We start from the raw sequence: 26612 nt of genomic DNA, 5'->3' as shown, positions 1-26612 counted from the left end.
GGAACGGCTGTGTATCAGCGGTTACCGTCTACAGGGTCGATATCCGCCAGTTCAGCCTCATCCAGGCCATTACCGCCGCCAATCTCATCCTCATCGACGATGCTCAAATCGTAATCCGCCGGATTATCCTCACCTTCTTCCCAGGCATCCCGCGCACCATCCTCACGGATCAGGGTTGCAGGGCTCATGTCATCGTCAGTCGACTCATTATCTTCGGTCGAAGCCCCCGTCATCCCGGCTTCACGCACCCGTTCGTCGGGCATCAGATGCTCGCGTTCCCTGCGCGGGATCTCCTCGCCGATTTCCGATGTCGGTTCCTGCTCATCAAAATCCAGCTCGCGTACCTGCCCCATGCGGTCTTCGTTGTCATCAATCGGTTCCGGTTCGGGGGCGCCGTAGGGACGTCGTGATTCAGTCATGGTCAATCCTCATACTGTGGGGCTTATAGTGTGTGGACAGGCATGGCTCCCCAAAGATTCAAGTAATTGCCAACCGGCTATCTTTATTCCCGGCGTGACCCGGATGAGTGGTCGTCTGTCAAAGCTGCGCATCATTCCTGAGGCTTTCCCTGATGAACGAACTACAAGACCTGCTTGATAACAATGAACGCTGGGCGGATGCGATCAAACAGGAAGATCCCGAATTCTTCGCCAAGCTCGCCCGTCAACAAACCCCTGAATACCTGTGGATCGGCTGTTCCGATGCCCGTGTGCCGGCCAACGAGATCGTCGGCATGCTGCCCGGTGATCTGTTCGTACACCGCAACGTGGCCAACGTAGTGCTGCACACCGACCTCAATTGCCTGTCGGTGATCCAGTACGCCGTTGACGTGCTCAAGGTCAAACATATCCTGGTCACCGGCCACTACGGCTGCGGTGGCGTGCGTGCGTCGATGCAGGACCGTCAGTTCGGCCTGATCGACGGCTGGTTGCGCACCATTCGTGACCTTTACTATGAAAACCGCGACCTGCTGGCCCAATTGCCGACCGAGGAGGAGCGTGTTGACCGCCTCTGCGAGTTGAACGTGATTCAGCAAGTGGCCAACGTCGGCCACACCAGCATTGTGCAAAACGCCTGGCACCGGGGGCAGAGCCTGTCGGTCCATGGCTGTATCTATGGCATCAAGGACGGTCGCTGGAAGAGCTTGAACACCACCATCAGTGGCTTCGAGCAGTTGCCGCCGCAGTATCGCTTGCGTCCGTTGGGCGAAGCTTAAGGGCGTTTGCGCTCGCGCCACAGCGCCATGAACGCCTGGCCTTCGGCGTTCAAAGGCTCTGTGTTGCCGGTGATCCAGCCCCGGCAGTTCAGCTCGCCGCACTGGCAAGCGAACTGCCGGGACAGCGCGTCTTCAGTGCTGGCGTAATCCAGGGTCAGCAGGCTGCCGGCGAGGATAGGCTGTACGGTCCAGAGCTCCAGGTACGTGGTGTCCAAAAATACGTTCGGGTTGCACGAGTGCTGTAACAGCCCGCAGAACCAGCAGTCGTACAAATGGATACGCGGCGACAGCTGCAGCGTATGCGGGCGCCGCTCGTTCACGGCGTAGCCGGAAACCTTGGCAATGCGTATGCGACTGTCAAACGCAACGCGTGCCTTGATTCTGCCGGTCATCTCGTCAGCGTCCTGCACGACCTGGAAATGCCCGGTCGAGGGGTAACCCTGTTCGACGAGCAGCGTCTTGAAGGGGTAAAGACCTTCACTTTCAGCGGTTTTAGCCTTATCCGTGGCTGGAGTTTTCATAACTCTCCTGGGTGAGGCTGCATCGACCGGCTGAGGTTTTTCGACTGCCAGGCTTGCAGCAAATGGGCGCGGCCCAAGATTCGCCCAAGTGGGATCCGGTTTCTACTGTCAAACCTGACAGTAGAAACCGGTTGTTCGCTTTAAAGCACGGGGGCGCTGAGCGCGGGGAGCGGGGCGGCATTTCTCAGTTGCTTCAACTGAGTTTTGATAGCCGGGGTGGCACATTTGGCGTTGGCTTGCTCTGGGGTCAGGTTGCGCACCGAGGTGTAGAACAACTCACAGGTCTGCTCTTTACGCGTGACCTGCCAGGTGTTCATGCAGGCCTTGAGCAATACATTCGGATCGCTGGCGGGCTTCTGGCCCATGCCGGCTTGCCAGCAAGCAGCGCTCAGATCCTGGCCCATCACCTTCAAACCGGCCTCGTCGGCTTTTTGCTCATTACCGTCGTAGCTTGCCGGGTCAGCTGCATACCAGATGTAACTGGGGTGGTTGGAGCCCAGTACCGAGACGGTTTTGCCTGCCTGCGGACTGATCTGTGCCAGGCCCAGCACGGCCACGGTCTGCCCGTATTGCTGCTTGATCCAACTACGCACCGGTGCACCGAACGCCACCATCGGCAGCGAGCCGGTGGGGGACAGGCTCAATTCCTTGACCATGCGGGTCTGGTAGTCGGTGAAATAGCTGTAGACGGTTTCCAGGTCTTTACCCGCATTGGACGGTGCGGCGATCGGCGCGATGTCGATGATGGTCTGGTAAGCCGGTGTTTCGGTGGCAGGAATGCCATTGTCGGTGAGCAAGGTCGCCCAGCGGTCGGTGGTGGCCGACTCCAGGTAGTCCTGGGCCTGGGTGAGCGAATAGTCCGGTGGGAAGTGCAACAGCTCGATACTCTTGCGGTTCTCCAGCGCCATGCCCAGCGGCAGGAACAGGTACCAGTTGTAAGCCCATTTGCCATCACTGTTGAGCTTGCTGGCGCCTTGATAAGCCAGGTCGGCGGTATTGAGCAAGGTGGCCAGGGGCTGGCCGTAGTGGTCAGGTACGCCGCTGAAGGTCGCCGAGACCTGACCGTCATGGGTCTTCACGCTGACCTTTGCCCGGCTGTAGCCGTCGCGCTGCAGGCTCTGGCTCAAATAATGTTCGGCCGTCTGCTCCAGCGTCCATGGCCTGAAGCAGATCACGTTGCAGTTATTGGGGAAAGCGAACAACTGGGTGACGCGTTGCGTGCTGCCCAGTGGCACTTCTATGTCGGCCTGTACAACCGCACTCAGCAGGAGTGCGGCCAGGGCGAGGGATAACCTGGTCGGTTTGAACATGCTTGGTTCCTTGTCAGCGAAAGCCCGTCTGCGCGGGGTGAAAGCCCACCTCCACACAGTAGCGGCTGGCCAGGAAAACCGCGTGTTAATTCGCCAGGCGTGTCGTTATTGGATAAGAAAACCTACAGGGTGAACTGCAAGGCATTGCTCAAATCGCCCATGGGTTTCTGGCCGCGGGCGGTCATCGCGTCATCGCGCTGCTTGAGGCCGTCCAATGTCTCCAGCTGGAACACCCGGGTGATCAAGCGCAGGATCGATGCCGTGTCGTATACGGTATGGTCAACCGTGCCTTTACGCGCAAACGGCGACACCACCAGGGCCGGAACCCGCGTGCCCGGGCCCCAACGGTCGCCCTTGGGCGGCGCCACGTGGTCCCACCAGCCGCCGTTTTCATCGACAGTCACCACCACCACCATGTTTTTCCACTGTGGGCTTTCTTGCAGCACCTTCAAGGCGCGAGTGATATGGCGGTCGCCCGACGCCACATCAGCGTAACCGGCATGCATGTTCAAGTTGCCCTGGGGCTTGTAGAACGTCACGGCCGGCAGTTTGCCGGCCTGGGCATCGGCGAAGAACTTGTTGGTGCTCGACTCATCGCCCAACCCGCCATCGCGCAGGCGTCTGTCACGTTCTGCCCGATTTTCCGGCCCTTGCTGCTTGAAGTAGTTGAACGGCTGGTGGTGGTACTGGAAGTTCGGAATCTTGGGGATACCGCCCGAGTCCTTGAACTGATCAAGGGTGGCCTGCCACGCGCCGGCGTACCAAGCCCAATCGACGTTCTTTTTCGACAGTTTGTCGCCGATGTGTTCGTGGGTTTGCGGTACCAGCACGTTGGGCAGGTCGGCCTTGGCGTAATCCGGGTTTTGCGGGTCGCGAATCCAGGTCGGCCAATAGGGCGGAGCCAGGGTGTTCACGCCGTAACCATCCGGTGTCAGCGCGCTGGGGCCGAACTGTGGCGGGCCAGTCATGGCGCTGGCCGGTGACTTATCCAGGGGCTTGAGGCGTGGGTCGGTAGGGTCGTCACTTTGTAGCGTGGCGATCTGCGCCTTGGCCACCGACTGCGCGGCATTGGGATAAAACGGCGCAGTGGCGCTGATCAGGTATTGATGGTTCAGGAAGGAGCCCCCAAACGTGCCCTGGAAAAAGTTATCGCAGAGCACAAACGCCTTGGCCACATCCCACAGGCGCAGTGAATAACGGCTCTGGGCGTAATGCCCCATCACCAGGCCCCCTGAGTCGCCCCAGGCGACGAAACCGTCGTTCTTGCCGCCGTTGATCTGCATCTGGTTCTGGTAAAACACGTGCCACAAGTCGCGGGTAACCAGGCTCAATGGCAGGTCTTCTGCGTTCGGGCCTTTGAGGGCGAACGGTGCGTTGGGCAGGTTTTCCTGGAATTGTACTTCGCTGGGGTAGGTCACCCCGTCCACACTTTGCGGGCCGATTTGTAACACTCCGCCCCAGGTTGGGGGCAGGGTGGTCAGCACGCTGCCGTCGCGGTCGCGCTGTTGGGCGTCTGCGGCGGATAGCGCCGACAGGGGTTGCTCCAGCCCAGGGAAATCAGCAAACAAGTTGTTGAAACTGCGGTTCTCGGCATAGATCACCACCACGGTTTTCACCTGGTCGTGCAACGCTTTGTCCAGCTCCTGGGGCGTGAGCGGGCGCACCACCGGCTTGCCCGGTGCTTCATTGGTGTTGCCGCAGGCACTCAAGGTTGCGCCCACCCCCAGCACCGCCGCGCCTCCCAGGAAACGCCGGCGGCTGGTGTCTACCGGCGGTTGGGCTGCGGAATCGGGGGAAGGGCGGTCTTCGTGCTCGTCACTCATTGCTGGGAGTCCCTGCTGGCTGGTTGTTGCAAGATATTTCGCAGGACGGTAGCAATGCAATGTGACGGAACGAAGACAAAACCGTTATAGGGTTACGGCATCACCGGCGGCAAATACTTCAATGTCGTCCCCAACGCCCACAACAGGAACAACACCAGCGGTGTGTGGACCAGCAACTGCACGAACGAAAAGCCAATCAAATCCCGTGCCTTGAGCCCCAATACCCCCAGCAGCGGCAGCATATAGAACGGGTTGATCAGGTTCGGCAACGCCTCGGCGGCGTTGTAGATCTGCACCGCCCAGCCCAGGTGGTATTGCAGGTCATTGGCCACCTGCATGACGTAGGGTGCTTCGATGATCCACTTGCCACCACCCGAGGGGATAAAGAAGCCCAGTACCGCCGAGTAAACGCCCATCAGCAGTGCATAGGTATCGTGGGAGGCGATGGAGGTGAAGAACGTCGAGATATGGTGTGCCAGCGTCTGGCCGTCACCGCCCTTGACCACGGTCATCAGCGCGGCAATCGAGCCGTACAGCGGGAATTGGATGAGCACGCCGGTGGTGGTCGGCACCGCCCGCGCCACCGCATCGAGGAAACTGCGCGGGCGCCAGTGCAGCAGCGCGCCGACCATGATGAACAGGAAGTTATACGTGTTCAGCCCTGAAATCGCGCTGATCGCCGGTTTGGTCGAGAACTCATGGAGCAACCAACCGGCCGCCAGCAAGGCCAGCAGAATGGTCAGCAACGGACTGTGCTCCAGCCATTCGCCCGGACGCGTTGGCGCCTGTGGTTTTGGCAGGTTGAACGCCGGGTCGACACCGCACGCCTTGGCATCACGGGCGCTGTTCGGGCCGGGCGCCGTGGCGTAGGCGATGATCAGCGACACCACGATCAGCGCCAGTAACAGCACGCCGGATTGCCACAGGAAGATGGTGTCGGTGAACGGGATCATGCCCGTGATCGACAGGATCGACGGCGGCAGGCTGGCTGGGTTGGCCTGCAACTGCGCGGCCGACGACGACAGCCCCAGTGCCCACACCGCGCCCAGGCCCAAATAGGCCGCAGCACCGGCAGCGCGGTAGTCCATGCGCAAATCCGTACGACGGGCCAGTGCACGCACCAGCAAACCGCCGAACACCAGGGACAAGCCCCAGTTGAGCAGGGACGCCACCATGGAGATCAACGCCACCCACGCCACGGCCGAGCGGCCGTTCTTCGGGATACGCGCCAGGCGGTCGATCAGTTTCACGGCAGGTGGCGAGCTGGCCACCACATAACCGCCGATCACCACAAACGCCATTTGCATGGTGAACGGGATCAGGCTCCAGAACCCATCGCCGAACGCCTTGGCCGCTTCGGTTGGCGCGGCGCCCATGCCCAGGGTCGCCACGGCGACGATGATCACCGCGAGGGCGGCAAACACCCAGGAGTCAGGAAACCAGCGTTCGGCGAAGTTGGAGCACCGCAGCGCAAATCGGGCATAGCGGCTTTCTTCGATAGCATCGGCCACGAGTCATTCCTCTTGTATTTATTATGGGGTTTGGCAGTTTTACGGCATGTTCCTCTACGGCCATTGATTTGGGAATGTAGTTATCTTCATCGATCAATGAGCAAAACAAATATATTCGTCGTGATTGCCATCATTGGACTCAGCTCATAACCTGCACGCCATTTTGTTTGTCTGCCGAGCCTGCACATGACTGCCACCTTTCCCCCACGGGCGCAGCGTTTTTCCCGCTCCGACTACAAAACCCTGGGCCTGGCCGCCCTCGGTGGGGCCCTGGAAATCTACGACTTCATTATCTTCGTGTTCTTCGCGCTGACCCTCAGCCAACTGTTCTTCCCCCCTGAAATGCCCGAGTGGCTGCGCCTGCTGCAAAGCTTCGGCATCTTCGTCACCGGCTACCTCGCGCGCCCGCTGGGCGGCATCCTGATGGCGCACTTTGCCGATCACCTGGGGCGCAAGCGTGTGTTCAGCCTGAGCATCCTGATGATGGCCTTGCCCTGCCTGCTGATCGGCAGCATGCCGACCTACGCGCAAATCGGCTATTTCGCCCCGCTGATCCTGCTGGCCCTACGTGTGCTGCAAGGCGCAGCGGTAGGCGGCGAAGTGCCCAGCGCCTGGACCTTCGTCGCTGAGCACGCACCACGCCACCACCGTGGCTATGCCTTGGGCTTTCTGCAAGCCGGCCTGACGTTCGGCTATCTGCTGGGTGCACTGACGGCCACCTTGCTGGCGCAAGTCTTCACCCCCGCCGAAATCCTCGACTACGCCTGGCGCTTCCCCTTCCTGCTCGGCGGCGTGTTCGGTGTGATCGGCGTGTGGCTGCGCCGCTGGCTCAGCGAAACCCCGGTCTTCCTCGAAATGCAGGCGCGCCGCCAGGCCGCCGCCGAACTGCCACTGCGCACCGTGTTGCGCGACCATCGCGCCGTCTTGCTACCGGCGATGATCCTCACCTGCGTGCTCACCTCGGCCGTGGTGGTGCTGGTGGTGATCACCCCGACCATGATGCAAAAAACCTTTGCCATGAGCCCCAGCCACACCTTCGCCCTGAGCGCCTTGGGCATCGTCTTCCTGAATGTCGGCTGCGTACTGGCCGGCCTGCTGGTGGACCGCATCGGCGCCTGGCGCGCGGTGCTGGTCTACAGCCTGTTGCTACCGATGGGCGTTGCGGTGTTATACGCCAGCCTGATTGCCGGCGGCGTGTGGCTGGGTGCGGCGTATGCCGTGGCGGGCTTGAGTTGCGGGGTCGTGGGCGCGGTGCCATCGGTGATGGTCGGGTTGTTCCCGGCGCAGGTGCGAGTGTCGGGGATCTCCTTCACCTACAACATTGCCTATGCGCTATGGGCGAGTACCACACCGTTGCTGTTGATTGCACTGATGCCCACCCGCCCTTGGATTTGCGTGGGCTATTGCGTGGTGATGGGCGCGGTGGGGGTGGCGAGTGTGGCGCTGTTTGGCAAGCGCCACGCGGTAGACGCAGTTACAAATGGCACCTAGGGCCATTAATTGACGGGTAGGGAGGTCGCTCCTATAGTCACGTCCATTCCTGTTGACTGCATCTACCTCCATGACTCAGACCGCCTATATCAACCCTGTAATCCTGTCCTGGTCTCGCCAGCGGGCGGGGCTGTCTGAGGCGCAGGTTGCCAAAGGCCTCATGGTCAAATTGGAAAGGCTGAAGGAGTGGGAAGGTGGCCAGAGCCTTCCTTCCTTCAACCAGGCGCAAAAGTGGGCTGCCATTGTGCACATCCCTTTTGGCTATCTCTTTCTCAGGACTCCTCCGCCCGAGCATCTCCCTCTTCCAGACCTGCGGACCGTGGGTGGCGTTTTTCCAGACAAGCCCAGCTTGAACCTGATGGACACAGTGAGAGACGTGCTCCGTAAGCAAGACTGGTACTTGGAGTACTTGCAGGATCACGAGGGCTCCCCCCTGTCCTTCGTAGGAAGTTTCAATATCCGTTCGCCCATCAAAGATGTGGTTGCAGATATTCGTCGCGTACTTGGCGTGACGGATGCTTTTGCTCGAATGGGTTATGAAGACTACGTGAGGGCTTTGGTGAATGGTGCGGAAGAGGCGGGAATTCTCGTCATGCGCAGTGGTGTTGCCTTGGGCAATACCCACAGGAAACTTGATGTCAGTGAGTTCCGAGGATTTGCGATCAGCAACCCTATGGCCCCTGTGGTCTTCATCAACAGTGCGGACGCACCCACGGCACGCCTTTTTACATTGATGCATGAGCTAGCGCATATCTGGATTGGCAGCACGGGCGTGTCTGATGGCAGCAGTCAAAGCGCCCGTCAGGAGGAGGCCTTTTGCAATGCGGTGGCGGGAGAGTTTCTGGCGCCGGAACTTGTTTTTCGAGCGCACTGGGATTCGGATATTCACTGGGAAGAAAACCTGGGCCCCGTGGCTGGACGCTTTCGTGTCAGCACATTGGTGATTGCCCGTCGTGCCCGTGATCTTGGCTACATCACTAATGATCAATACGGCGCTTACTACCGTCGCGTCTTGCAGGAGTATCGAGATAAAGAGGGTAGTGGAGGGGATTACTACCGCACAGCGGCTATCAGGAACAGCACCCGGTTGAGCAGGGCGGTTCTTGCAGAAGCGCACAGTGGGCGGATTTTGTTACGAGACGCGGGAAAACTGCTGGGTGTGCAGCCAGCCAAGTTGAAGACTTATGGGATGAAGCTATCGGCATGAAACATCTATTGGATTCGAATACACTGATCGAGGCCAAAAACCGGTATTACGCAATGACAATTTGCCCAGGCTATTGGGCCTGGATACTTCAACAGCATCAAGCCTTGGAAATTGCCAGTATTGTTCCAGTCAGGGACGAACTAGCCAGAGGTAACGACGAGTTGACACAATGGGTGAGGGGTAATGCCAGCCTGTTTGAAGACTCGAGTGATCAACAGACTCAGGCGGCTTTTGGGGATATCGTCTCAAGAATTGTCGAGCAGGTGCCGGTGATGAAGGTGGGTGCTTTGGAAGAGTTTCTTGAGGGCGCAGATGCTTGGCTGATAGCGAAGGCTATGACGACAGACGCCGTGGTTGTCACGCATGAGGTCTATAACCCTGACATCAAGCGCAAATACACCATTCCCAATGTGTGCTCATTGTTTGGTGTCCCCTACATGAACACTTTTGAGTTGCTCGGTAAGCTCGAAGCGCGTTTCGTTTTGCATCACTGATAAGCGAGGGGAAGAAAGCCTCCCCTCGATACGGCATCTTTAGGTCAAGAAGTGCCAGAGCAACAACGTCCCCACCAGCCCAACCACTGAAACAATGGTCTGCAACACCGACCACACCCAAATCGTCTGTTTCAGTTGCAAGCCAAAATACTCACGTACCATCCAGAACCCGGCGTCGTTGACGTGGCAGAAGAACACCGAGCCTGCACCAATCGCCAGCGCAACCAGTGAGCTCTGTGTCGCGGCCAACCCGGCCATCATCGGTGCGAGGATGCCCGCCGTCGTGGTGGTGGCGACGGTCGCCGAGCCGGTCGCCTGGCGCAGCGCTACGGCGATCAACCAGGCGAGTAACAGGTAGGGCATGTGCGCGCCTTCGGCAACTTTACTGATGGTCTGGCTGACGCCGGCGTCCAGCAGGGTTTGCTTGAGGCCGCCGCCGGCGCCGATGGTCAGCAGCAGCACGGCGATGGGCGCGAGGGCCTTGCGCAGGGTGTTACCGACGTCGGCGCGCGGCATGCCGGCGGCCCAGCCCAGGCAGACGACTGCGGCGATGACCGCCAGGCCGAGGGCGATCAGCGGCTCACCGAGGAATTTCAAGGTCAGGCCCAACGCGCTTTCCGGTGCCAGCGCGACTTTGGCCAAGGTGCTGCCGAGCATCAGAATCACCGGCAACAGAATGATCAGCAATGACACGCCAAAGCTTGGCTGGCGTGGCGCCTTGGGCGGTGCGCTGAACAGCGCGCCGATGTCGGCCGGCTCATCCACGTGCAGGCGCTTGGACAGCCAGTTGCCGTAGAGCGGCCCGGCCAGGATCACTGCCGGCACCGCCAGGCAAAAGCCCAGCAGCATGGTCAGGCCCAGGTCGGCGTGCAATGCACCCACCGCAATCAGCGGCCCTGGGTGCGGCGGCATCAGTGCGTGCAGGGTGGTCATGCCCGCCAGCGCCGGGATGGCGATTTTCAGCAACGGCTGGTTCGAGCGCTTGGCCATCACGAAGATGATCGGCACCATCATCACCAGGCCCACTTCGAAGAACAACGGCAGGCCAATCACCATGGCCACCAACGCCATCACCCAGGGCAATGACTTGCCCTTGCCCAGGCCGAGCAAGGTGGTGGCAATACGGTCGGCCGCGCCGGACTCTGCCATCAGTGCGCCGAGCATTGAGCCCAGGGCAATGATGATCCCCGCTTCACCGAGGATCGCCCCGGCGCCTTTGCTGAACGCCTTGGCCACTTCCTCCGGCGGCAAACCAGCGCCGACGCCCGCAATGAAAGTGCCGATCAGGATCGACAGGAACGGCGGCAATTTGGTCGCACTGATCAGCACGATGATGCTGGCAATCGCCAGTAGAACGCAGAACATGAGGCGGGTGTCGTGCACCATCCACGCGGCAGTCGATAACTCCAAAACGGGACTCCTTATCGAACAGGTTGGCTAATATGTTTCTTTTTGTTTCCTGCGCGAAAAGCATACCTGATAGAAGTGTTCCAGAGCGCCCGTGTGCGATTTTGGTGCGCTGGACGTAACGGCGAGCTGGCGCACGGATGACAAGTTTGCAATCTATGCCGGTGGATCCGGCCTATCGCTCTATGATCAGAGGATTACACCCCTTGAGGACATCGCATGAGCGCAGGACATAGCCACGCCCAAGTACGTGCCGGCCACGAACGCAAATTATGGATCGCCCTGGGGCTGACCGGCAGCTTCATGATTGCCGAAGTCATAGGTGCCTTTGTCACCGGTAGCCTGGCGCTGTTGTCGGACGCCGCCCACATGATGACCGACGCCCTGGCCCTGGCGATTTCCCTGGTGGCTATCCAAGTCGCAAAACGCCCGGCGGATCGCAAGCGCACCTTCGGTTATGCGCGCTTCGAGATTCTCGCGGCGGCCTTCAACGCGCTGCTGCTATTTGCCGTGGCGTTCTACATTTTGTACGAGGCTTATCAGCGGCTGCAGGCGCCTGCCGAGATTCAGTCCACCGGGATGCTGGTGATTGCGGTGCTGGGGCTGATCGTCAACCTGATCTCGATGCGCCTGCTCAGCGCGGCCAGTGGTGAAAGCCTGAATGTGAAGGGCGCCTACCTGGAAGTCTGGAGCGACATGCTCGGCTCCATCGGCGTGATCATCGCGGCGGTAGTGATCATGTTCACCGGCTGGGGGTGGGTCGACTCCGTGGTCGCGGCGGCTATCGGCTTCTGGGTACTGCCGCGCACCTGGACGCTGCTCAAGGAAAGCATGAACGTGCTGCTGCAAGGCGTGCCGGACGGCATTGATATCGACCAGGTGGAACAAGGCATTCGCAGTGTGCCTGGGGTCAAGGACGTGCACGACCTGCATATCTGGGCTCTCACCAGCGGTAAGAACGTGCTCAGTGCTCATTTGGTCGCAGATGCATCCCAGGGTACCGAGCAACAGATCCTCAGTGGCGTGACGGAATTACTGCATGAGCAATTCGAGATTTCCCACGCCACCCTCCAGGTCGAGGGCGACGGCTTTCGTCACGACGACCACGACGAGGTGCATGCCTGAGACCGGCTAACGGATTTGTAATCTCCTACCCACGGCTCTGATAAGTACTGAAAGCTACATTGCCCCCGCTGGGAAACCTCAGCGACTTCATGGGCGTGGAACTTTCGTTATGGCAATTTCCGTTAGAACACTGTTGGGGGCGGCGGCGTTGTGGGTAGCCGCAAGCACCGCCCAGGCACAAACCCTTACCCTCGATGCGGCCTTGCAAAACGCGTTTGCCAACAACCCGGACCTGGCCGCCGCGCAATGGGAAATCGACATCGCCCAGGGCGGGCGCCAGCAGTCCGGCTTGATCCCCAACCCGGTCGTTTCCTGGGATGCCGAAGACACTCGCCGCAACTCGCGTACCACTACCCTCAAGCTCAGCCAAACCCTGGAGCTGGGCGGCAAGCGCGGTGCGCGCATTGACGTGGCCACGCGAGCCCAGGACGCTGCTGCACTGACCTTGGAACAGCGTCGCAACGGCTTGCGTGCTGATGTGATCGACAGCTATTACGCTGCGCTGCGTGCCCAGGAGCGCCTCGACCTGGCACAGCGCTCGCTGGCGTTGGCCGAGCGCGGCCTGGTGGTCGCCAACGGGCGCGTCACCGCCGGCAAGTCGTCACCGGTGGAAGCTACCCGCGCGCAAGTGCAGTTATCCGAGATTCGCCTGGAGTTGAACCGTGCACAAATCGGCTTGACCGATGCCTATCGGCGCCTGGCTGCCAGCACCGGCAGTGCTGCCCCCGACTTTCAGGCGGTGGTTGCGCCCGGCCAATCAACACCGCCCTTGCCGGGCTCTGGGCAACTGCTGTCACGCCTTGAACAAACCGCTGAATTACGTTTGGCCGAGCTGCAAATCATACAGAACGAAGCCAGCCTGAACCTGGAAAAAGCCCAGCGCATTCCCGACCTGGATGTGTCCATCGGGAGCCAGTACGACGCCAGTGTGCGTGAGCGGGTGAATGTGGTGGGCGTGTCGATGCCGATCCCGTTGTTCAACCGTAACCAGGGCAATGTACTTGCCGCCAGCCGCCGCGCCGACCAGGCCCGCGACCTGCGCAACGCTGCCGAACTGCGCTTGCGCACCGAAACCCGCCAGGCCCTGGACCTGTGGCAAACGGCCAATACCGAAGTGCGCGCATTCAACCAGCAGATCCTGCCCGCCGCACAAAGTGCGGTCGACAGCGCCACCCGTGGCTTCGAGATGGGCAAGTTCAATTTCCTCGATGTGCTCGACGCCCAACGCACGTTGATCGCTGCCCGCACCCAATACCTCGCGGCAACCGCCCAGGCCACCGACGCCTGGGTACGCATCGAACGAATTTACGGCGACCTCGCCCGGTTTTGATTTTTCCTGGAGTCTCCTGATGAACAAAAAACATGGCATGGCGCTCGCCGTCGCCTTGGGCCTGATGCTGTCCGGCTTCGCAAATGCCGAGGAAGAAGGCACGCTCGAACTGACCGAACAGCAGATCCAGGCCGCCGGCATTCAACTCGCCCAGGCTCAGCCCCGGTCGATCAGCACCGTGCTGACGCTACCGGCAGAGGTGCGTTTTGATGAAGACCGTACCTCGCACATCGTGCCCCGTGCGGCAGGCGTTGTGGAGTCGGTGCAGGTCAACCTCGGCCAGTCGGTAAAAAAGGGAGAGCTGTTGGCCGTGATCGCCAGTCAGCAGATTTCCGATCAACGCAGCGAGTTGGCGGCCAGCCAGCGTCGGGTCGAGCTGGCGCGCACCACCTTCCAGCGCGAGCGTCAGTTGTGGCAGGACAAAATCTCCGCCGAGCAGGATTACTTGCTGGCGCGCCAGACCCTGCAAGAAGCCGAAATCGCCCTGAACAACGCCCGGCAAAAGATGACCGCCCTCAGTGGCAGCGCCGTGTTGGCCGGTGGCAACCGCTATGAATTGCGTGCGCCGTTCGCCGGTGTGGTGGTGGAAAAACACCTGGGTGTGGGCGAGGTGGTCAGTGAATCCAGCAATGCCTTCACCCTCTCGGACTTATCCCAGGTGTGGGTCACGTTCGGCGTGTATCCCAAGGACTTGAACACGGTTCGCGTGGGCAAGCCGGTGAAAGTCAGCTCCACGGAAATGGGCACCGAAGTGCAGGGGACCGTGGCCTATGTGGGCAATTTGCTGGGTGAGCAGACGCGCACCGCCACCGTCCGCGTGACGGTGCCCAACCCCGACGACGCCTGGCGCCCTGGCTTGTTTGTGGCTGTACAAGTCGCCACCGACACCTACCAGGCCAAGGTCAGCGTGCCACAGGCCGCGATCCAGACCGTCGAGGACAAACCCTCGGTGTTCGTGCGCACCCCGGGCGGTTTCATCACCCGCCACCTTGAACTGGGCGTGAGTGAAAACGGCTACGTCGAAGTACGCCAGGGCCTGGAGGCCGGTGAGCAGGTAGCGACGGTTGGCAGCTTCATCCTCAAGTCCGAACTGGGCAAAGGCTCGGCCGAACACGCCCATTGATCTTGCGAGTGATCCCCCATGTTTGAGCGCCTTATCCAATTCGCCATTGAGCAGCGCATCATCGTGCTGCTGGCGGTGCTGCTGATGGCCGGTGTCGGCATTGCCAGCTATCAGAAACTGCCCATCGACGCGGTACCCGATATCACCAACGTGCAGGTGCAGATCAACTCGGCGGCGGCCGGGTTTTCGCCGCTGGAAACCGAGCAACGCATCACCTTTCCCATCGAGACCGCCATGGCGGGTTTACCGGGTTTACAACAGACGCGTTCGTTGTCGCGCTCCGGCCTGTCCCAGGTCACGGTGATCTTCAAGGACGGCACCGACCTGTTCTTCGCCCGCCAACTGGTCAACGAGCGCCTGCAAGTGGCTCGCGAGCAATTGCCGCAGGGCATCGAAACCGCCATGGGACCGATTTCCACCGGCCTGGGCGAGATTTTCCTGTGGACCGTGGAAGCCAAAGACGGCGCACTCAAGGACGATGGCTCGCCCTATACGCCGACCGACTTGCGGGTGATTCAGGACTGGATCATCAAACCGCAGCTGCGCAACGTGCCGGGAGTGGCTGAGATCAATACGATTGGCGGGTTCGCCAAGGAATACCAGATCGCCCCCGACCCCAAGCGCCTGGCGGCCTACAACCTGACGTTGAATGATTTGGTCACGGCGCTGGAGCGCAACAACGCCAACGTCGGTGCCGGTTATATCGAGCGCAGCGGCGAACAGTTGTTGATCCGTGCGCCGGGGCAAGTGGCGTCTATCGACGATATCGCCAACATTGTCATCACCACCTCGGACGGCACGCCGATCCGCGTGCGCAATGTGGCCCAGGTCGAGATCGGTCGCGAGTTGCGTACCGGCGCCGCCACCGAAAATGGCCGTGAAGTGGTGCTGGGTACCGTGTTCATGTTGATCGGTGAGAACAGTCGCACCGTGTCCCAGGCCGTGGCGAAAAAGCTCGAGGAGATCAACCGTTCGTTGCCCGAAGGGGTGGTGGCCGCCACCGTCTATGACCGCACCAACCTGGTGGAAAAAGCCATTGCCACCGTGAAGAAGAACCTCTTCGAAGGCGCGCTGCTGGTGGTCGCGGTGTTGTTCCTGTTTCTGGGCAACATCCGTGCGGCGCTGATCACCGCGATGGTGATTCCCCTGGCGATGCTCTTCACCTTCACCGGCATGTTCACCAACAAGGTCAGCGCTAACCTCATGAGCCTGGGCGCGTTGGACTTCGGCATTATCGTGGACGGCGCGGTGGTGATCGTCGAGAACGCTATTCGTCGTCTGGCTCATGCGCAGCACCGGCACGGCCGTCTGTTGACGCGCAGTGAGCGCCTGCACGAAGTGTTTGCTGCTGCCAAGGAAGCGCGACGGGCGCTGATTTTCGGGCAACTGATCATCATGGTGGTGTACCTGCCGATCTTCGCCCTCACCGGGGTGGCCGGGAAGATGTTCCACCCCATGGCCTTCACGGTGGTCATCGCCTTGCTGGGTGCGATGCTCCTGTCGGTGACCTTCGTGCCGGCCGCGATTGCGCTGTTCGTCACCGGCAAGGTCAAGGAAGAAGAAAATTTTGTCATGCGCAGCGCGCGTCGGGTGTATGACCCGGTGCTCAATTGGGTGATGACCCGCCGGCCGCTGGTATTCGGCCTGGCGCTGCTGACCATCGTCGTATCGGGCGCGGTCGCAAGCCGTATGGGCAGCGAATTTATCCCCAGCCTCAGCGAAGGCGACTTTGCCCAACAGGCATTGCGCGTGCCCGGTACCAGCCTGACCCAATCGGTGCAGATGCAGCAGCAACTGGAAAAAACCTTGATGGCCCACGTGCCTGAAATCGAGCGGGTCTTCGCGCGTACCGGCACCGCGGAAATCGCCTCCGACCCGATGCCACCGAATATTTCCGACAGCTACGTGATGCTCAAGCCCAAGGATCAATGGCCGGACCCGAAGAAGTCCCGCGAGGCGATCATTGCCGACATCCAGCGCGCCAGCGCGATTGTGCCGGGCAGCGTCTACGAGCTGTCGCAGCCGATCCAGCTGCGCTTCAACGAACTGATTTCCGGCGTGCGCAGTGATGTGGCAGTGAAGGTGTTTGGCGATGACATGGCGGTGCTCAACAAGACTGCCGCAGAGATCGCCGAGACCTTGCAAAAGCTCAGCGGTGCCTCGGAAGTGAAAGTGGAGCAGACCTCCGGCCTGCCGGTGCTGACCATCAATATTGACCGCGACAAGGCCGCGCGTTTTGGCCTGAATGTGGGCGATGTGCAGGACACCATTGCCGTCGCCGTCGGTGGGCGCCAGGCCGGTACCTTGTACGAAGGTGATCGGCGCTTCGACATGGTCGTACGTTTGTCCGACGCGCTGCGCACCGATATCGAAGGCTTGTCACGGCTGTTGATTCCGGTACCGGCACAGGCCAGTAATGCGGCGGGGCAGTTGGGCTTTATCGCCTTGTCCCAGGTCGCCAGCCTGGACCTGGTGCTGGGGCCTAACCAGATCAGTCGCGAGAACGGCAAGCGCCTGGTGATCGTCAGCGCTAACGTGCGCGGGCGCGATATCGGTTCGTTTGTCGAAGAGGCCGAAGGTGCCATCAACGCTTGGGTGAAAGTGCCTGCCGGCTACTGGACCACCTGGGGCGGTCAGTTCGAACAGTTGAAGGAAGCTTCGGAGCGCTTGCGTATCGTGGTGCCGGTAGCGTTGCTGCTGGTGTTCGGGTTGCTGTTCATGATGTTCAACAACCTCAAGGACGGCTTGCTGGTGTTTACCGGCATTCCGTTCGCGCTGACCGGTGGGATCATGGCGCTGTGGCTGCGGGATATTGCGTTGTCGATTTCGGCGGGGGTGGGTTTTATCGCGTTGTCCGGTGTGGCGGTGCTGAACGGCCTGGTGATGATCGCCTTCATACGTAACCTGCGCGAAGAGGGCCGCTCGTTATCGGTGGCGATCCACGAAGGCGCACTGACTCGCCTGCGGCCGGTGTTGATGACCGCACTGGTGGCGTCCCTCGGGTTTATCCCCATGGCGCTCGCCACCGGCACCGGCGCCGAAGTGCAACGCCCGCTGGCGACGGTGGTGATCGGCGGGATTATTTCTTCGACGTTGCTGACATTGCTGGTATTGCCGGCGTTGTATCAGTGGGCTCATCGCCGTGAAGAAGAGGCCGAGTCATAATCTTGAATGCGCCACAAAACCAATGGGGGGGCTTGCTCCCGATAGCGACAGGTCAGTTGATACATGTGTTGACTGACACACTGCCATCGGGGGCAAGCCCCCTCCCACATGAGATCTCTGTTGTCTGCAAAGGAAACACCAGGCTAAACCGTGTGAAACGCCCAGGCTGGCTGGTGACATGAGTGTGTCCTTGGTGCAGGTGCATGATCGATTTCACGATGGCTAGTCCCAACCCCGTGCCACCCTCGGCGCGGGTGCGGCTGCTGTCGGCGCGGTAGAAGCGCTCGAACAGGTGCGGCAGGTGGTGCGCCTCGATACCGCGGCCGGGGTTACCCACCGACAGCGACACGCTCTGGTCGTAGGTCTCCACCAGCAGTAACACGGTTGAGGCCGCAGGCGTGTGGCGAATTGCATTGGAGAGCAAATTGGAAATGGCCCGCTGGATCATCAGGCGATCGCCGGTCACCCAGGCATCGCCGCGCAGGCTCAGGGTGACGTGCTTGTCTTCGGCACTCAAGGCAAACAGTTCCATGACCCGATGTGCTTCATCTGCCAGCGACACTTGAGCAAACGAAGCCCGCGCCGCCGGGTGGCTGACCTGGGCGAGAAACAGCATATCGCTGACGATACGACCCAGGCGTTCGAGCTCTTCGGTGTTGGATTCCAGCACCGCCTTGTACTCTTCGGGAGGGCGCTGGCGCGACAGGGTGACCTGGGCCTTGCCCATCAGGTTGGTCAGGGGCGCGCGTAATTCGTGGGCAAGGTCATCGGAGAATTGCGAGAGTTGCTGCACCCCGGCATCCAGGCGGTGAAGCATCACATTGAAGCCTTGCGCCAGTTCGCCAAGCTCGTGGGGCAAGTTGTCGACAGACAAGCGATGCGTCAGGTCCTGGGTGGTGACTTTCGCCGCCACCTGGCTGAATTGCTTCAACGGCGCCAAGCCGCGTTGCACCAACCACCAGGCGCCCATGCCGATCAATATCAGCAGCAGCGGCAACGCAATCAGCGTGGCACGCAGGTAGGCACTGAGCAGCGCCTGGTCGTCCATGCGGTCCAGGGACAGCAGCACCCGGACGCGCTCGCCGCTGGCCAGGCGCATCAGGCTGGAGGCACTGAGCACCTGGTTGCCGTAGCTGTCGGTCCAGTTGAGATAGCCGAGGGTTTCCCGGGGCGTGAAGTCGGTCAACAACGGTTCCTGGGGCTTGGCGCCGATGTTCAGCAACACCGTGCTATCGGGCGCGGTGCCGACGATGGTCAGGTAGAAATTGTCGTGGCCGATGACCAGGTCCATCAGCGAATGCGGGCGCGCGCGGATGGCCTGGGCGTCCAGGCCCAGGGCCAGGCTGTGCTGGATCTGTTCCATCTTGCTTTCCAGACCCTTGCGCGCCAGTTTTTCCAGCTCGTGGGTGAGGGCCAGGTAGGCCAGGGTGGCCAGCAGCAACACCAGGCCCGCGCCCATCAAGCTGACGGTCAACCCCAGGCGCATCGACAGGCTGCCGGGCTTCATGGGCGCGCCTCCAGCACGTAGCCCACGCCGCGAATAGTGTGGATCAGCTTGACCTCACTCTGGTCATCCACCTTGGCCCGCAGGCGGCTGATGGAGACTTCCACCACGTTGGTGTCGCAGTCGAAATTCATGTCCCACACCAGGGAAATAATCTGCGTTCGCGTCAGTACTTCGCCGGCCTGGCGCATCAGCACCTGCAGCAGGGCGAACTCCTTGGTCGTCAGGTCGATACGCCGAGTGCCGCGATAGGCACGATGGCGGCGCGGGTCCAGTTCCAGGTCCGACACACGGAACACTTCCGGCTGCGGGATGTGTTCGCTGCGCCGCAACAGGGTGCGCACCCGTGCCAGCAGCTCAGGAAACTCGAAGGGTTTGACCAGGTAATCGTCGGCGCCCATATCCAGGCCCTTGATCTTGTCGGCCAGGCGGCCGCGCGCGGTCAGCATCATGACCCGTTGGGTACCGTTGCGGCGCACTTGCTCCAGCACTTCCCAGCCATCCTTGCCGGGCAAGTTGACGTCGAGGATCACCAGTTCATAGGCGTGCTGCCCGGCCAGGTGCAGGCCATCGATGCCATTGGCCGCGCAGTCGACCACGTAGCCGCTTTCATTCAGGCCCTGCTGCAGGTAGTCAGCGGTTTTTTGCTCGTCCTCAACCACAAGGATACGCATGGGGGGTTACCTTTTACGGAGAGAGAAGGGGGCCATTTCCTTATGGCGGGTGTTGTCGGGGGAGTAGGAAAAGTCTGAACCGTGAAGTCACTTCAGGGTCAACTGCGACCATCGGCCGCATAACGCCGAGCGCAAAAAAAACGCCCCAGTGGGGCGTTAAAAATTCATCTCTTTCCAAAGGAGCTACACAAACGCTTCAGAGATGAATGTGCTCGGTGAAAAGGTGAAGCGAGTATAGGAAGTGCCACTTAACGAGAAGCTGAGGCCAATATTACAATTTTGATAACGGTGTATTTGTGAACAGATGTTAGTTAAGCGCGAACGAATGTAATGCTCAGAGCATCACCCGCGGATATTCAGCAATCAGGCGTCCTTCAAACGGCTGCCGTACAGGCTGACACTGAGGGGTTGATTGACGGTGTAGTCACCGCCGAAATAGCCGATCCGAGGCGAGTCGACCTTGCCCGCATAAAACGTTGCAAAGCCGTTGTTCATGCCGCTTTCGGGGTGATTGCCGCTGTCCACCGACAGTACGCCGCATGAGCCCTGGCCGCCGCTGCGGCCGGTGCCTGAGTCGAGTTCAAGGCCGTACAGGGCGAACGCGTCCAGGCCGAACCCCACTGTGCCTTGGGTGAAGCCGGATTCGAATTTGCTCATCAACCCTTGCGGCCAGGCTTCGGAGTAGCCGTTGCCGGTCGGGCTGGACTGGCCCTTGCGATCATCGCGGTTGAAGTAAAATTATGGAAGTGGGCGTTTTTATTGATCTGGCCCGGACTGATAGTTGCAAACCGCGGATAACGAGTTCATGGCGTGAAGATTACAATTCTGGAAGCTCACGGCGACCTAACAAATAAGTAATGTTCTGGTGAACATCGCGTCAGGGTGGGTTGGTTAATCTCGACACTGAACTTTTCAGTCGAGGAACTTGTAATGAGCATTTATAAAATTGGCGTGGGTGTATTAACCGCAATCTTGTCATTCGGTGCGTTGGCGGAAGGCGGTGGGGATCGTACCTTTGCCCTGATGATGGAGCGTAATGAAAAGGCCATGGCCGATTACGCGGTCACACAAGGCCGGCCTGTGCCCGAGGTGCAGGCTTACCGCTACGGCATGAAGCTGGACATTGCCAAGGTGGTCAACGTGACGCCGCCGGTGCGTTCGTGCAACGTCGTGCCGTCGCGCATGACCTACGAAGACTCCAGTGGCAAGCTCAATACCCTGGAGTATCAAGTGATGGGCGTGTGCCGAAACAATGGGGGTTAAAAATATAGTTGGATCCAGGGCTAAACCCCTCTTCAGAAAACGCCGACAGCGCCGATGCAAGTGAGAGTACCCCGACCCTTTGCCCATCGGTGCCCTATGTTCAATACCCGCCTGAAGCAGGAGCTGTCCGCTCTTCGCGAAGAATTGTCGAGCCTGCTACAGGTCAAGGAAAGCCTGGAAAGCGAGATGCTGTGCCTGACGCTGGATGCCGAAGGTCGGGTGGAGTGGGCGAATGCCAACTTCCTGCAGGAACTGGCCTACCAGGCGAGCAACATCCTGGGCCGCCAAATCGAAGACCTAGTGCCGGCCCACGTGCGCCAGGACGAATACCAGCTGCGCTTCAAACATGCGTTGGCGCGTGGTGAACATTTCGCCGGCACCGTGCGCCTGATGCGTGGCAATGGCAAGGAGGCGTGGCTGCGTTCAATCGTGCAGCCGGTGCGCAGTTCGGATGGGCGTATCAAGCATTTTTCGATCTATTCCAGCGACCTCACCCGAACCATCGAGAGTTCGCGCGAACATGAAAACCTGATCACCGCGCTGGTGCGCTCCACGGCGGTGATCGAATTCGACCTGGACGGGCATGTGATCACGGCCAATGACCGCTTCCTCACCGGTATGGGTTACAGCCTGGCGCAGATCCAGGGCAAACATCATCGTATGTTCTGCGAGCCGGAGGAGTACAACAACCCTGAGTACCAGAATTTCTGGAAGCGTTTGAATGCGGGGGAGTTTGTGGCGGCGCGGTTCAAACGTGTGGACAGCCATGGCCGTGTGGTGTGGCTGGAAGCCACTTACAACCCCGTGCTGGATGCCAATGAGCGGCTGTACAAAGTGGTCAAGTTCGCCACCGTCATCACCGACCAGGTCAACCGGGAACAGGCAGTGGCGGAGGCGGCCAACATCGCCTACAGCACGTCCCTGCAAACCGATAGCAGCGCCCAGCGCGGGACTACCGTAGTGACCCAGGCCGTGGATGTGATGCGTGATTTGGCCCAGCACATGCAGCAGGCCGGCGAAGGCATCGAGGCGCTGAATGCCCAATCCCAAGTGATTGGTACCATCGTCAAGACCATCAGCGGCATTGCCGAGCAGACCAACTTGCTGGCGCTCAACGCGGCGATTGAAGCGGCGCGTGCGGGTGAGCAAGGCCGAGGTTTTGCGGTGGTCGCCGATGAGGTGCGCCAATTGGCGTCGCGGACCAGCAAAGCCACCGAGGAAATCGTCGGTGTGGTGCGCCAGAACCAGGACATGGCCCGCGACGCAGTCGCCCTGATGACGGACGGTCGCTTGCAGGCCGAACAAGGTCTGGCCCTGGCGGCCGAGGCGGGTACGGTGATCGTGGAAATCCAGGACGGCGCGCAAAAAGTCGTCAGCGCAGTCGGGCAGTTCGCCAGCCAGCTGTCGAGCTGACCCACCGGGCTCATGCTTGAGGTATCGTAGGTTTTTTCTAGCTTGAAGAGCCGACCCTCCATGAGCCCTATTCACTGCCGCCCCGTCCCTTTGTCCAAAGCCTACCGCTTGCTCAACCACGGGCCGACCGTGTTGGTCAGCGCAGCCCACAACGGCCAGCGCAATATCATGGCAGCTGCCTGGGCCATGCCGTTGGATTTCGAGCCGCCGAAAGTCGCGGTGGTGCTCGACAAGGCCACCTGGACCCGCCAACTGCTGGAAGCCGCCGGCACCTTCGTGCTGCAGGTACCTTGCGTGGCGCAGGCCGATCTGGTGCAGACCGTGGGCAATACCACCGGCGCTGAAACCGACAAATTCGCCGCCTACGGGCTGCACGTTTTCAGCGGCGAACATTGCGAAGCCCCCTTGCTGGAAGGCTGCGTGGCGTGGCTGGAATGCCGGCTGCTGCCAGAGCCTCATAACCAGCAGGCTTATGACCTGTTCCTGGGCGAAGTGGTCGCGGCCTATGCCGATGAACGCGTATTCAGCGAAGGCCGCTGGCATTTCGACGGCCATGATGAACTGCGCACCCTGCACCATGTGGCGGGTGGGAATTTCCTGAGCATCGGCCAGCCGATTGTCGGGCGCCAGCTCTGACCCCTACTGCCCAGGCTCAGTGTGCGGCCAGCGTGGTTTAACGGGGCGACTAAGGTCAACAGCAGAGTGAGATCTCACTGATTCACACCGATCCAAATGTGGGAGGGGGCTTGCCCCCGATGAGCATAGGGATCTACACAACTTACCGTCGAAGCTGCTAAACGCAAGGTGGCAGCTGTGCGCGGGTTAGCAGACCGGTCAATAGGAAAACCAGCGCGCCCGAAGGTCCAGCACATTTTGAATGCATTCCAATCCCGCGATCAGCGCCCGAGCATCTTCACCCAACGCGATGGCGGCATGCCGTAGGTGCTGCGAAATTGCCTTGTCATATGGCTTTGGTCGGTGAAACCGGCGGTCAGTGCTGCGTCCACCAACGATTGGCCCTGAGCCAGCAGGTGGCGCACCAGGTCCAGCCGACGCATGGTCAGGTAGCGGTAGGGGCTGGTGCCGAACAACAAACGAAAATCCCGCGACAACGCCCAGCGGTCGCGGCCGGCGTGGTCGGCCATTTCATCCAGGGTGATGCTGCGGCCGAGCGCGCTGTGGATGAATTCCCGCGCACGCTCAGCGGCGAGGTAATCGAAGGATTTGCGGCTGACGATAGCGCCGGACGCAGCGCTCAGCGCTTGCGCCAGGTCGTACAGCGCGTCCTGTTCCTGCATCGGATCAATCGGGCAGTCCAGGCTTTGCAGCAATACTTCGCTGGCGCGGAACAGTCGCGGGTCAGTGGATAGGCCGTTCTGGATAAACGGCAGCGGCCGGCCGCCGAGAATCTGCTGGATCAGCGCCGGCTCTACATAAATCATGCGGTACTTGAAACCTTCTACGCTGCTGGCACGGCCATCATGGGATTCATCGGGGTGAATCACCATGGTCGTACCGGGCAAGCTGTGGGTCATGCAACCCCGGTAGTGATAACTCTGCACGCCGAACAACGTTCGGCCGATGGCGTAGGTGTCGTGGCGATGTGGGTCGAACGCAAAACCGGCAAAGTAGGCTTCGATACGGTCCAGGCCGCTGGCGTGCGGGGCGCGATGCAGCCAATCGAGGGGAGAAGTGAGTTGGCCCATGGTGACTGTCACAGAAATAGGTGGAAACACGTTAACTGAGTCTGCACCGGTTGTCTGCTGGGGTCTTGTACGATTGTGCAGGCGTCGGGCGCGGCCTATGATCCTGGCTCGTACAGTGCCCGGAGGGAGCCGCCCCATGGATCTTTTCGACTTGGCCTACCTGGCGCCCTTGGTGTCGCTGGGGCTGCTGTTGCTACCTGTTGTTCGGTGCACATCTGGTAGCGAATCGCTGACCGCCCATGGTAAGAAGCCTTATTTTCAACAGTGAGGCAGGGTCATGAGCAAGGTGCGGGTAGGTATTATTTTTGGCGGGCGTTCGGCCGAGCATGAAGTCTCGCTGCAATCGGCGCGCAATATCGTGGATGCACTCGACCGTTCACGCTTCGAACCCATCCTGATCGGTATCGACAAGGCCGGTCACTGGCACCTCAACGACACCTCGAACTTCCTGCTCAACCAGGAAAACCCGGCGCTGATTGCCCTCAACCAATCCAACCGCGAGCTGGCGGTGGTGCCTGGCAAGGCCAGCCAGCAAGTGGTGGAGACGTCCGGCCAGGGCCTGCGGGAACATATCGACGTGATCTTCCCCATCGTCCACGGCACCCTGGGCGAGGACGGTTGCCTGCAAGGCTTGTTGCGCATGGCTGACTTGCCATTCGTCGGCTCCGACGTGCTCGGTTCGGCTGTGTGCATGGACAAGGACATCAGCAAACGCCTGCTGCGTGACGCCGGCATTGCCGTCACGCCGTTCATTACCCTGACCCGTGGCAACGCGGCTCGAACCTCCTTTGAGATGGCCGTGAACAAGCTCGGCTTGCCGATGTTCGTCAAACCGGCCAACCAAGGTTCGTCTGTCGGTGTGAGCAAAGTCGACAGCGAAGCCGAGTACCACGCTGCCGTTGAACTGGCCCTGGGATTTGATGAAAAAGTGCTGGTGGAGTCCGCCGTCCAAGGCCGTGAAATCGAATGCGCGGTACTGGGCAACGAGAACCCTATCGCCAGCGGTTGTGGCGAGATCCTGGTGAGCAGTGGCTTCTACTCCTACGACAGCAAATACATCGACGATCACGCGGCCCAAGTCGTGGTGCCGGCGGCTATCAGTCATGAAGCCAGCGAGCGCATTCGCCGCCTGGCCATTGAGGCGTTCGAGGTGTTGGGCTGCGCAGGGTTGGCGCGGGTCGACGTGTTCCTCACCGACGAAGGTGAAGTGCTGATCAATGAAATCAACTCACTGCCTGGATTTACGCGTATCAGCATGTACCCCAAGCTGTGGCAGGCGGCAGGTATGAGCTACAGCGAACTGGTGAGCCGGTTGATTGAACTGGCACTGGAGCGGCATGCGGGGCGCAAGGGGTTGAAGGTCAGTCGATAGCTGTCGGCCGACGCTCAGTAACGCCATCAGGCGTTACTGAGCACTTCACGAAAAACGTCGGGTCTTACTGCTGCAATATGCAGTAGCGAGCGCGCTGCTCCGGAGAGAAAGCGCCGACTCAAGGCTCTTTTTATCGCAAATAGTGACATGGCACGGTGCGATTAGGAGGTATGGGGCGGGATTGCGAAAGCAGGCTGTAGGCGGTATCTCACTTGTTAGTACGAGCAATCCATGAATAGATCAGTGTCCTCGGTTCCTCCGGGTGATGCGTCCTCCTGCGGTAGCTGGCGAACGCCGGCGATGTGCAGTAGGTGCACACCTCGCTCACCTCGATGTGCTCGCGCTTGACCCCCGCGGCCTGCAGCAACATCAGCCCATACCCGCTCAAGTCAAACCAGGCGCTTCTCGCTTGCCTGGCATGGGGTGGTGCAATCTGCGCTGGCAGCAACGGCGTGGGTTGCTCTACCTGCCATGGGGCCTGGCTGCCCTGCCACACGTGCCCTTGATCTGCCTGGAACTCGGCGATAAATGTCTCACTCACTTCATAGCAGCACGGTTTGATCGACGGCCCAATCGCAACCCGTAGCTGGTCCACAGCCACGCCATCGTCGACAAAGCGCTGCACGGCATTCTTGATAATCCCGCGTTGCAGCCCCTTCCAGCCGCCATGAATCGCCGCCACGTGCGCGCCGTTTTGGGCGGCGATCAGGATGGGCAAGCAATCGGCCGTAATGACTGCAATGGGATGCCGGGCCTGGCTGAATACGCCATCCGCCTCAACGGTGTTGGCCACTTGACCCGCTTGCCATTCAATCACCGATGCGCTGTGCACCTGCTTGCAGATGAACACCTCATCGGGACGCAGCGGGTCGTCAATCGAACAAAAACCATGATCGACGCCGGGTAGGGCGTCGAGAATATTTGCCTTGTGCACCGCGATTTCTCCGTTGATTAGAG

At 60.4% G+C, this 26612-nt stretch carries 23 protein-coding genes and 2 pseudogenes; 13 read left to right on the top strand and 12 right to left on the bottom strand.

Translation table 11 applies throughout. The annotated features are described in order from the left end of the window. Window positions 1-14 precede the first annotated feature (14 nt). Window positions 15-419, bottom strand: a complete 405-nt coding sequence (locus M5B43_RS05145; protein ID WP_248749069.1) for a serine kinase/phosphatase — start codon at window positions 417-419, stop codon at window positions 15-17. 152 nt (window positions 420-571) lie between these two features. On the opposite strand from M5B43_RS05145, the gene can reads away from it, so the two are divergent. After that, window positions 572-1216 (top strand): carbonate dehydratase, encoded by a 645-nt coding sequence (gene can / locus M5B43_RS05140; protein WP_010566760.1) that lies wholly within the window; start codon window positions 572-574, stop codon window positions 1214-1216. On the opposite strand, the gene M5B43_RS05135 is transcribed toward can, so the two are convergent. From M5B43_RS05135 to M5B43_RS05120, 4 genes are all read right to left on the bottom strand, one after another. After that, the gene (locus tag M5B43_RS05135; protein ID WP_248749068.1) at window positions 1213-1737 is read right to left on the bottom strand and encodes an SET domain-containing protein-lysine N-methyltransferase; all 525 of its coding nucleotides are present in this window, start codon (window positions 1735-1737) and stop codon (window positions 1213-1215) included. The genes can and M5B43_RS05135 overlap by 4 nt on opposite strands. A 140-nt stretch (window positions 1738-1877) precedes the next feature. After that, on the bottom strand, window positions 1878-3047 hold the full coding sequence (locus M5B43_RS05130) for a hypothetical protein (protein WP_248749067.1): 1170 nt from the start codon (window positions 3045-3047) through the stop codon (window positions 1878-1880). 122 nt (window positions 3048-3169) lie between these two features. Then, window positions 3170-4870 (bottom strand): acid phosphatase, encoded by a 1701-nt coding sequence (acpA, locus tag M5B43_RS05125; protein WP_248749066.1) that lies wholly within the window; start codon window positions 4868-4870, stop codon window positions 3170-3172. Between the two features lie 92 nt (window positions 4871-4962). Then, window positions 4963-6381 (bottom strand): TIGR00366 family protein, encoded by a 1419-nt coding sequence (locus tag M5B43_RS05120; protein ID WP_248749065.1) that lies wholly within the window; start codon window positions 6379-6381, stop codon window positions 4963-4965. A gap of 186 nt (window positions 6382-6567) precedes the next feature. Between M5B43_RS05120 and M5B43_RS05115 the strand changes: the two genes are divergently transcribed. The 3 genes from M5B43_RS05115 to M5B43_RS05105 all read left to right on the top strand — a co-directional run bounded on the left by M5B43_RS05115 (window position 6568) and on the right by M5B43_RS05105 (window position 9573). Next, a complete protein-coding gene (locus M5B43_RS05115; protein WP_248749064.1) occupies window positions 6568-7872 on the top strand; it encodes an MFS transporter in 1305 nt (434 codons plus the stop codon). A 70-nt stretch (window positions 7873-7942) separates the two neighbouring features. After that, window positions 7943-9079, top strand: a complete 1137-nt coding sequence (locus M5B43_RS05110; protein WP_248749063.1) for an XRE family transcriptional regulator — start codon at window positions 7943-7945, stop codon at window positions 9077-9079. Further along, a complete protein-coding gene (locus M5B43_RS05105) occupies window positions 9076-9573 on the top strand; it encodes a DUF4411 family protein (protein WP_248749062.1) in 498 nt (165 codons plus the stop codon). Before M5B43_RS05110 ends, M5B43_RS05105 begins: the two co-directional genes overlap by 4 nt. A gap of 39 nt (window positions 9574-9612) precedes the next feature. Here the strand turns inward: M5B43_RS05105 and M5B43_RS05100 are convergent, their stop codons facing one another. Continuing rightward, window positions 9613-10983 carry a gluconate:H+ symporter gene (locus M5B43_RS05100; RefSeq protein WP_248749061.1) on the bottom strand — a complete coding sequence of 457 codons (1371 nt, stop codon included), beginning with the start codon at window positions 10981-10983 and terminating at the stop codon, window positions 9613-9615. 216 nt (window positions 10984-11199) lie between these two features. Between M5B43_RS05100 and M5B43_RS05095 the strand changes: the two genes are divergently transcribed. The 4 genes from M5B43_RS05095 to M5B43_RS05080 all read left to right on the top strand — a co-directional run bounded on the left by M5B43_RS05095 (window position 11200) and on the right by M5B43_RS05080 (window position 17723). After that, complete coding sequence (locus tag M5B43_RS05095; RefSeq protein ID WP_248749060.1) at window positions 11200-12105, top strand: cation diffusion facilitator family transporter; 906 nt, start codon at window positions 11200-11202, stop codon at window positions 12103-12105. Window positions 12106-12214: 109 nt separating this feature from the next. Next, window positions 12215-13435 carry a TolC family protein gene (locus tag M5B43_RS05090; protein WP_248749059.1) on the top strand — a complete coding sequence of 407 codons (1221 nt, stop codon included), beginning with the start codon at window positions 12215-12217 and terminating at the stop codon, window positions 13433-13435. 19 nt (window positions 13436-13454) lie between these two features. Further along, entirely contained in the window at window positions 13455-14558 is a 1104-nt protein-coding gene (locus tag M5B43_RS05085) for an efflux RND transporter periplasmic adaptor subunit (protein ID WP_248749058.1), read from the top strand. A gap of 18 nt (window positions 14559-14576) precedes the next feature. Next, on the top strand, window positions 14577-17723 hold the full coding sequence (locus tag M5B43_RS05080) for a CusA/CzcA family heavy metal efflux RND transporter (RefSeq protein WP_248749057.1): 3147 nt from the start codon (window positions 14577-14579) through the stop codon (window positions 17721-17723). Between the two features lie 52 nt (window positions 17724-17775). On the opposite strand, the gene M5B43_RS05075 is transcribed toward M5B43_RS05080, so the two are convergent. From M5B43_RS05075 to M5B43_RS05065, 3 genes and pseudogenes are all read right to left on the bottom strand, one after another. Next, complete coding sequence (locus M5B43_RS05075) at window positions 17776-19230, bottom strand: heavy metal sensor histidine kinase (protein WP_248749056.1); 1455 nt, start codon at window positions 19228-19230, stop codon at window positions 17776-17778. Continuing rightward, a complete protein-coding gene (locus M5B43_RS05070; RefSeq protein ID WP_248749055.1) occupies window positions 19227-19901 on the bottom strand; it encodes a heavy metal response regulator transcription factor in 675 nt (224 codons plus the stop codon). The genes M5B43_RS05075 and M5B43_RS05070 overlap by 4 nt, the downstream gene beginning before the upstream one ends. 366 nt (window positions 19902-20267) lie before the next feature. Next, a pseudogene (locus tag M5B43_RS05065) lies at window positions 20268-20639 on the bottom strand (OprD family outer membrane porin); the annotation flags it as partial. Window positions 20640-20831: 192 nt separating this feature from the next. Between M5B43_RS05065 and M5B43_RS05060 the strand changes: the two are divergent. The 3 genes from M5B43_RS05060 (at window position 20832) to M5B43_RS05050 (ending at window position 23213) form a co-directional block, all read left to right on the top strand. After that, window positions 20832-21164, top strand: a complete 333-nt coding sequence (locus tag M5B43_RS05060) for a DUF2790 domain-containing protein (RefSeq protein WP_248749054.1) — start codon at window positions 20832-20834, stop codon at window positions 21162-21164. Window positions 21165-21260: 96 nt separating this feature from the next. Beyond that, entirely contained in the window at window positions 21261-22577 is a 1317-nt protein-coding gene (locus M5B43_RS05055) for a PAS domain-containing methyl-accepting chemotaxis protein (RefSeq protein WP_248749053.1), read from the top strand. A 60-nt stretch (window positions 22578-22637) separates the two neighbouring features. Further along, window positions 22638-23213 (top strand): flavin reductase family protein, encoded by a 576-nt coding sequence (locus M5B43_RS05050; RefSeq protein WP_248749052.1) that lies wholly within the window; start codon window positions 22638-22640, stop codon window positions 23211-23213. A gap of 260 nt (window positions 23214-23473) precedes the next feature. Here the strand turns inward: M5B43_RS05050 and M5B43_RS05045 are convergent, their stop codons facing one another. Continuing rightward, window positions 23474-24283: an AraC family transcriptional regulator gene (locus M5B43_RS05045; RefSeq protein WP_248749051.1), complete on the bottom strand. Its 810-nt coding sequence runs from the start codon at window positions 24281-24283 to the stop codon at window positions 23474-23476. Between the two features lie 136 nt (window positions 24284-24419). Between M5B43_RS05045 and M5B43_RS27220 the strand changes: the two genes are divergently transcribed. Together M5B43_RS27220 and ddlA are read left to right on the top strand one after the other, a co-directional pair. Further along, the gene (locus M5B43_RS27220; protein WP_283099358.1) at window positions 24420-24551 is read left to right on the top strand and encodes a hypothetical protein; all 132 of its coding nucleotides are present in this window, start codon (window positions 24420-24422) and stop codon (window positions 24549-24551) included. Between the two features lie 9 nt (window positions 24552-24560). After that, entirely contained in the window at window positions 24561-25655 is a 1095-nt protein-coding gene (gene ddlA / locus M5B43_RS05040) for a D-alanine--D-alanine ligase (protein ID WP_248749050.1), read from the top strand. Between the two features lie 26 nt (window positions 25656-25681). Here ddlA and M5B43_RS27330 read toward each other — a convergent pair. Further along, window positions 25682-25771: pseudogene (locus M5B43_RS27330) on the bottom strand (transcriptional regulator); the annotation flags it as partial. Window positions 25772-25863: 92 nt separating this feature from the next. Further along, the gene (locus tag M5B43_RS05035; RefSeq protein WP_248749049.1) at window positions 25864-26589 is read right to left on the bottom strand and encodes a polyphenol oxidase family protein; all 726 of its coding nucleotides are present in this window, start codon (window positions 26587-26589) and stop codon (window positions 25864-25866) included. Between the last annotated feature and the right edge of the window lie 23 nt (window positions 26590-26612).

Source organism: Pseudomonas sp. MWU15-20650, from assembly GCF_023242475.1.
Taxonomy (GTDB): domain Bacteria; phylum Pseudomonadota; class Gammaproteobacteria; order Pseudomonadales; family Pseudomonadaceae; genus Aquipseudomonas.
This window is presented reverse-complemented; position numbering and strand designations above follow the sequence as displayed.

Bases quoted from the DNA above. Each gene is read 5' to 3' on its own strand.
- M5B43_RS05130 (WP_248749067.1), bottom strand. From the start codon at position 3,047: ATGTTCAAACCGACCAGGTTATCCCTCGCCCTGGCCGCACTCCTGCTG.
- M5B43_RS05045 (WP_248749051.1), bottom strand. From the start codon at position 24,283: ATGGGCCAACTCACTTCTCCCCTCGATTGGCTGCATCGCGCCCCGCAC.
- M5B43_RS05060 (WP_248749054.1), top strand. From the start codon at position 20,832: ATGAGCATTTATAAAATTGGCGTGGGTGTATTAACCGCAATCTTGTCA.
- acpA (WP_248749066.1), bottom strand. From the start codon at position 4,870: ATGAGTGACGAGCACGAAGACCGCCCTTCCCCCGATTCCGCAGCCCAA.
- can (WP_010566760.1), top strand. From the start codon at position 572: ATGAACGAACTACAAGACCTGCTTGATAACAATGAACGCTGGGCGGAT.
- M5B43_RS05075 (WP_248749056.1), bottom strand. From the start codon at position 19,230: ATGAAGCCCGGCAGCCTGTCGATGCGCCTGGGGTTGACCGTCAGCTTG.
- M5B43_RS05050 (WP_248749052.1), top strand. From the start codon at position 22,638: ATGAGCCCTATTCACTGCCGCCCCGTCCCTTTGTCCAAAGCCTACCGC.
- M5B43_RS05070 (WP_248749055.1), bottom strand. From the start codon at position 19,901: ATGCGTATCCTTGTGGTTGAGGACGAGCAAAAAACCGCTGACTACCTG.
- M5B43_RS05085 (WP_248749058.1), top strand. From the start codon at position 13,455: ATGAACAAAAAACATGGCATGGCGCTCGCCGTCGCCTTGGGCCTGATG.
- M5B43_RS05115 (WP_248749064.1), top strand. From the start codon at position 6,568: ATGACTGCCACCTTTCCCCCACGGGCGCAGCGTTTTTCCCGCTCCGAC.
- M5B43_RS05080 (WP_248749057.1), top strand. From the start codon at position 14,577: ATGTTTGAGCGCCTTATCCAATTCGCCATTGAGCAGCGCATCATCGTG.
- M5B43_RS05145 (WP_248749069.1), bottom strand. From the start codon at position 419: ATGACTGAATCACGACGTCCCTACGGCGCCCCCGAACCGGAACCGATT.
- M5B43_RS05055 (WP_248749053.1), top strand. From the start codon at position 21,261: ATGTTCAATACCCGCCTGAAGCAGGAGCTGTCCGCTCTTCGCGAAGAA.
- M5B43_RS27220 (WP_283099358.1), top strand. From the start codon at position 24,420: ATGGATCTTTTCGACTTGGCCTACCTGGCGCCCTTGGTGTCGCTGGGG.
- M5B43_RS05090 (WP_248749059.1), top strand. From the start codon at position 12,215: ATGGCAATTTCCGTTAGAACACTGTTGGGGGCGGCGGCGTTGTGGGTA.
- M5B43_RS05105 (WP_248749062.1), top strand. From the start codon at position 9,076: ATGAAACATCTATTGGATTCGAATACACTGATCGAGGCCAAAAACCGG.
- M5B43_RS05135 (WP_248749068.1), bottom strand. From the start codon at position 1,737: ATGAAAACTCCAGCCACGGATAAGGCTAAAACCGCTGAAAGTGAAGGT.
- M5B43_RS05095 (WP_248749060.1), top strand. From the start codon at position 11,200: ATGAGCGCAGGACATAGCCACGCCCAAGTACGTGCCGGCCACGAACGC.
- M5B43_RS05110 (WP_248749063.1), top strand. From the start codon at position 7,943: ATGACTCAGACCGCCTATATCAACCCTGTAATCCTGTCCTGGTCTCGC.
- ddlA (WP_248749050.1), top strand. From the start codon at position 24,561: ATGAGCAAGGTGCGGGTAGGTATTATTTTTGGCGGGCGTTCGGCCGAG.